The 5,513-nt window shown below is 41.2% G+C and carries 6 protein-coding genes; 5 read left to right on the top strand and 1 reads right to left on the bottom strand.

Annotation, left to right across the window (positions count from 1 at the left end; translation table 11 throughout):
- Window positions 1-222 precede the first annotated feature (222 nt).
- The 3 genes from AB6E78_RS22665 to AB6E78_RS22655 all read left to right on the top strand — a co-directional run bounded on the left by AB6E78_RS22665 (window position 223) and on the right by AB6E78_RS22655 (window position 2,636).
- Window positions 223-543 carry a hypothetical protein gene (locus AB6E78_RS22665; protein WP_017072398.1) on the top strand — a complete coding sequence of 107 codons (321 nt, stop codon included), beginning with the start codon at window positions 223-225 and terminating at the stop codon, window positions 541-543.
- A complete protein-coding gene (locus AB6E78_RS22660; RefSeq protein ID WP_372134246.1) occupies window positions 544-1,767 on the top strand; it encodes an HlyD family secretion protein in 1,224 nt (407 codons plus the stop codon).
- Between the two features lie 206 nt (window positions 1,768-1,973).
- Window positions 1,974-2,636 carry an OmpA family protein gene (locus AB6E78_RS22655; protein WP_029235518.1) on the top strand — a complete coding sequence of 221 codons (663 nt, stop codon included), beginning with the start codon at window positions 1,974-1,976 and terminating at the stop codon, window positions 2,634-2,636.
- Window positions 2,637-2,692: 56 nt separating this feature from the next.
- Here AB6E78_RS22655 and AB6E78_RS22650 read toward each other — a convergent pair whose 3' ends face one another.
- Window positions 2,693-3,700 carry an AraC family transcriptional regulator gene (locus AB6E78_RS22650; RefSeq protein WP_017072401.1) on the bottom strand — a complete coding sequence of 336 codons (1,008 nt, stop codon included), beginning with the start codon at window positions 3,698-3,700 and terminating at the stop codon, window positions 2,693-2,695.
- Between the two features lie 284 nt (window positions 3,701-3,984).
- Between AB6E78_RS22650 and AB6E78_RS22645 the strand changes: the two genes are divergently transcribed.
- Both AB6E78_RS22645 and AB6E78_RS22640 read left to right on the top strand, forming a co-directional pair.
- Window positions 3,985-4,953, top strand: coding sequence for an alpha/beta fold hydrolase (locus tag AB6E78_RS22645; RefSeq protein WP_102394267.1), 969 nt, complete (start codon window positions 3,985-3,987; stop codon window positions 4,951-4,953).
- A gap of 148 nt (window positions 4,954-5,101) precedes the next feature.
- On the top strand, window positions 5,102-5,293 hold the full coding sequence (locus AB6E78_RS22640; RefSeq protein WP_017072403.1) for a hypothetical protein: 192 nt from the start codon (window positions 5,102-5,104) through the stop codon (window positions 5,291-5,293).
- Window positions 5,294-5,513: the final 220 nt, after the last annotated feature.

The raw sequence follows: 5,513 nt of genomic DNA, 5'->3' as shown, positions 1-5,513 counted from the left end.
AAACTCACTCTACCATTTACCCAGAAATCAAGCTCATCTAAGCGGAGAAGAGCCATAGCGTCAGGCTACTGAACTTAATACCTTGCTACTTTGATATATCGCACACCTTATCTGGTGATTCATATCATCATGTTATTTTATATGACGTAATTTATCTAAAATTGCCGTTGTAAGTGGGTGGCATATATCCTGTGTTGGTCTTAATTTACAAGAGTATGAGCAATGAGTTTAATCAGTATCCCTTATGTAGAGACCTCTGCAGATACCGTTTTACATATAGCAGCCGCTATCGTGCTGATCAGCACCATAGCGGCTGGCCTGTTCGGTTTTTGGAAGCTTCACGAGATCCCTATTCAAAAGGCTCATAAGACTGACCACCATCAGATAGGGTTGATTACCGCGCTCACTTGGATTGGCTTCATTTGGCACTGGGTGTGGGTGCTCGCCATTATCATTGCTTTTGTAGATTTTGAAAAAGCCATTATCCGACTGCGTGATTTATGGAATTCTCCGGCTCAAGTTAATCAATCAGAGGATGTCTAAATGTTAGAAGGTTTAGCGGTTTGGTGTTTGTTCATCTATTTATTAAGACTTGTTGGCATGCCTTGGAACACAGGGACGAAAGCATTCGCTTATCTAGGAGGCAGTGGTTGGTTGTTATTTGTGTGGGTAGGATTAATTAACTATACACCAATGGATTTGTCGGGAGGCTCTGTGGTGCAGTCTCCTCACATTCAGCTTCGCCCAACCTCAACCAATGTCTCGGGTAAGGTCGACCAGATTTATATCACCCCTAACCAACGCATTGAGAAAGGGCAGTTAATCTATGAGATTGAAAACGAGCCTTATCAAATTGCTTATGAACAAGCGAAGATTTCGCGCGACTCGGCAAACGTAGCGGTTAGCACTGCGGCTGAAGAAGTAAAAATCGCTGAATCCAGCTATCAGGCAGCGTTACATGATTTTGAAATGACACAAAGTGAGCTTTCAGCTGCTCAGTCAAATAGAGACTTACAGAAAAGAACGTTGAAGCGTTATCTTGAACAAAACCGAGTCGTGCGTAATACGATCACTGAAAGCATGATTGATAACCAGCAAACGGTCGCCGATTCTGCTGTGTACACTGTGGCCAAGCTTGAGTCACAGCTGAGCAAAAAGAAATCTGATGTAGAGAAAGCCAAGCTACAAATAACCAAAGCGGAACTCTCGGTTGAATCCCGTCAGTCAGACTTTAACGAAACAATTCAGAAGATGAATAAAGCAAAATGGGATCTTGATAGCACCAAGATTTATGCACCCGCTGATGGCTTTGTGACTAACTTTATTCTTCGTGAAGGTCAGCTTGTTTCTAGAGTTCCACGATTGCAGATGTACACCAACGAGAAATACGTATTGATGAGAGTGAATCATCAAGCTATTAGAAATGTTAAACCGGGTCAATTGGCTGAATTTACAACGCCAGTTTATCCAGGGAAAGTATTCACGGCAGAGGTTGAAGGTATTATTGAAGCAACCGGCGAAGCGCAAAGTAACTTGCTTGGCTTTGACCAGAATGTTCGCTCTACGACAGGCAAGAACCTACAAAACAAACATCACTTTGTTAGGTTGAAAGTCTTTGAACCTGAAGGCTATAGCGTACCAGTCGGCTCGGTTGGTTTAGCTTGGATTAGCGGAGAAAAGCCAACAGAGCTTATGGCGTTTCTTGATGTAATACGTGGAATCATTTTACGTATGAAGTCGCAGCTCTACTACTTCTACTCTTTCTAGAGCTAGAGCTAGAGCTAGAGCTAGAACTAGAGTTAATTCGGTTATTTAATTCCGAATTATTCAAAATAAGATTATTAATGAAATTACGGGCCACAGTCGTGGTCTGTAATTTTAATATGTTTGCTATTCAGTGAATATTTAATCGAAAGTCTAAATTTAACTGGAATATATTTATGCTATTCATATCTTCTGAAATAAAAAGATGCATTAAACCTATTATCTCTCTGTTGCTATTAACGAGCTTGGTGGGCTGTCAGGCGACTCAACGTCAGGACGCAACGACTGGTGAGATGGAAACGAATTCCACAACAAAAGGGACTGCGATTGGTTCTTTGTCTGGTGCTGCGATTGGTCTCCTGTCTGGAGATAATTCAAAAGAACGGAAAAAGAGAGCGTTAATTGGGGCAACGGCTGGCGGTCTCATCGGTGGAGGAGTCGGCTACTCACTGGATAAACAAGAGGAAGCTTTGCGTCAGGAGTTGCTAGATTCAGGCGTTCAAGTAAAGCGTGTTGGTGAAAATGAGTTAGTGTTGGTGATGGAAAACGGCATCGGTTTTCGCTCTGGTGAATACCTACTTGAAGCGACGGTATACAATTCATTGAATGGTGTTGCGAGAATATTGGTCGAGTACCCAGATTCGTATTTGCAGATCAAAGGCTATACCGACAGTACTGGCAATGATGCTTCTAATCAGCAGTTGTCTGAGAAACGTGCTGATTCAGTAAAAGCTTACTTAGTGAATCAAAAAGTGAAAGGTGGACGAATCAGTACCAGCGGCCTTGGTGAACGTTACCCTATTTGTGACAATGCAACCGAAGACGGAAGAGCCTGCAATCGCCGTGTCGAGATCAGTATCCAAGCCATCTAGCGAGGTGATGCAACCTTTCTCATCCGCAAGTAGAGACACTCTGCGGATGTTTTATTTTATTCCAATGATTTGAGATATTGCTTGGGTGTCATGCCTCGATGCTTCTTAAACATATGCGTAAAGCTATCGAGATGGTTATACCCTAAACTGCTTGCAACTTCTTCGACTGGTATTGATTGGCTTAGCATTTTGACCGCTTTGTTGCTTAAGACAAAACCACACATTTCGGTAAAGTTGTGGCCATATTTATGGAATCTACGTTGAAACTGCTGAATTGATAGGCCCAACAGGTTCGATACTCTTTCGAGTGTCGGTAAACCAAAATGACATGAGTAGTTGATGGCTTCATAAACTAACTTAGTGTCATCGCTAGGATCGGGCATGTCTAAACATCGGTCCAAATCCTCAAAATTCAGCGAAAAGGTTTGCTTGGTATCTTGATTATCAGCCAGGTTTGCCAAGCGTAAGCTGGAATGAAACCAGATCTCTGTTTGATGATGATTCCACGCGACATCACAGCCAAAATAATCTTGATATAGTTTCTCATCCGCACGCTCTCCTGAAAGTAGTACGCGCATCGGAGCAAAGTCTGCCCCAAGGTATTTTTTCAATATTTTTGACATCAAAACAGCGACTCTAATACTGTCATGAACGTCTAAGTGTTCTGCATCATACTGATTGTTGTAAGTCCACTTGATGATAGACCCCGCAGGTGCAGCAACCCAAAAAGCACCGGATTGAATACACCCCATGCCGTAATTTACCTTTCTTATCGTCGACATTAAGTCATGACCAGAGAACATCCATTGGCCTAATCCGCCCAAGTCTTCGACCCGGAAATGGCGCACAGCCTCGAGCATAAAGTTTGGATTTTTTGTATAGCATTCGAGTTCTTCATAAAGCTGAAATACCTCAGAAATGGGCAACAGGTTCATTGTGTGATTAAACGCGGATTGGGGAATTGTCTGTGGGGAGATTGGATCTGAATAATATTGATTACATACGTTGTAATACAAATTCATCAGGCTATTTACCCTTATAAAGTAAGTTGTGTTGATAGTCATTGATCCATCCAAACCTCTGTGAATTAGGTCATAAACATAGCATAAATGACGTAATTTAACGAGTTTTAACAGACCACAACGATGTTAGTTAACATCAAATATATCGGTAAAGTAGTGGCGATAATATTAGTAATAATGGTGTTAACTACAATTATTGATAGCTGTAAATACTGAGTTGAGTAAACCCCAATACTATTTTTGAGAACCAGAAATAAATTGGATGGAAATTTTTAATCATGGTTTCAGCGTCTTTTAACTTCAGAGAATTAAATAGAGATTAATTAATGACACATACTCCTAAGATAGAAAAAATTAGCGTGTTTGATCGTATTAACGCATCGGCACTGATGTTATTGACTTCTGAATATAAAAGCTTGGAGCAGTTGCGAAGAAAAAACGACTATCCAATGTTCCCAACATTTGAAACGACACCATCCATGCCAATAAAGCGAACCAAGATAAATGGTGTCGATATTCGATACGCACATTCTGAAGCGATTGGTAAACCGACTCTTGTGATGCTTTCCCCTTTTCCTCAAAGCATTCTTGCGTATGCCCCTATTTGGAGTGGGTTGGCTGAACACTACAACCTATATGCTTACGATATGCCTGGGTTCGGCGGCAGTGCGGGCGGGATTGAATACATGTCTTTCAAGGCTCAAGGCGACTTTTTAAAAGAATTCTTAAATCATTTGGATATTCAAGAACCACATTTATTGGGGCCTGACGTTGGTATGCCCGCGATCGTTTACTATGTGGGCACATATGACAATGATGTCAAAAGTTTATTGATAGGCGATGGCCCAGCAATTAATCCTTCGTCAAATGCAAGCGCCATCCGAAAAATGGTCGACTCATCGTTTTGGCGCACTGTTTTTAAAGTGACAGGGGCTGGCTCTTTAGTTCAAGGCTGTATCAAGGTTTGCTATACGAACTATCGCCCCAATCAAGAAGAGATTTCCGACTATATTGCTTCTTATCGCAATCGAATTCCTGCCGTCATGCAATGGTTTAAAGATTACCCAAAAAGTCTAGCAACGGTTGATCCATTGCTCGATAAAATAGAGTTACCCACTCAGATATTTTGGGGAGAAAACGATGCAATTCTTTACGTCGATAATGGAGAACGTTTAGCTAAACGTATGTCGAATGCTGAGTTAACAGTATTCAAAGGCAGTGGTCATTTTTGTTATCAAGATAGGTATCAAGAGTTTTCGGTAATGGTGAAATATTGGATTGATAAGACGCAATAACAGTTAAATGACTGAGTAAATATGATTGAAATGGAACTACGAGAAGGTTCATGCTCAATAAAAGTGAATGTCGATTTATTGAGCGCCTTTCGAGCTTTTTACCACTTCTATCCTCATCCCTTACCTAAAACTAATCAAGGCATTGTAAATGCAGAAGCTAACCCTTTTAGCGCTAAGTTGTATTCTATTATTAGGTTGTTCTATTAATAAGGCAGCCGAAGAAAAAGACCACTTCGTTGATGATTATATCGAAATTAATAAACAAAATATTAAAGACTTACCTCAGTTGTTAAATGCTATCGCGTTTGAATATTCTAGGTTTGCTAATCAAGCTGAATAGCCGCTTTTGCCCTCGCTGACAATTATGTTTCACGATCCTGTTTTAGAGTCGAGTCTGGTACATAAAGAGCATTTGAGTACGTTAGGCATCCCCTTAAACGTCTCGCTATATATAGACGAAAATGGAGCTCCTAACGTGATTGGAGTGAAACTCGTCACTCGGACGTCAGGGCAAGATTACGAAGCCCCTTGCCCTGCAAGGACTTGCGAAAGGTAAGCGT

The sequence above is a fragment of the Vibrio sp. 10N.247.310.98 genome, assembly GCF_041467395.1.
GTDB classification, from domain to species: domain Bacteria; phylum Pseudomonadota; class Gammaproteobacteria; order Enterobacterales; family Vibrionaceae; genus Vibrio; species Vibrio crassostreae_C.
The sequence above is the reverse complement of the archived record's forward strand: the minus strand, read 5'-3'. Positions and strand labels throughout refer to the sequence as shown.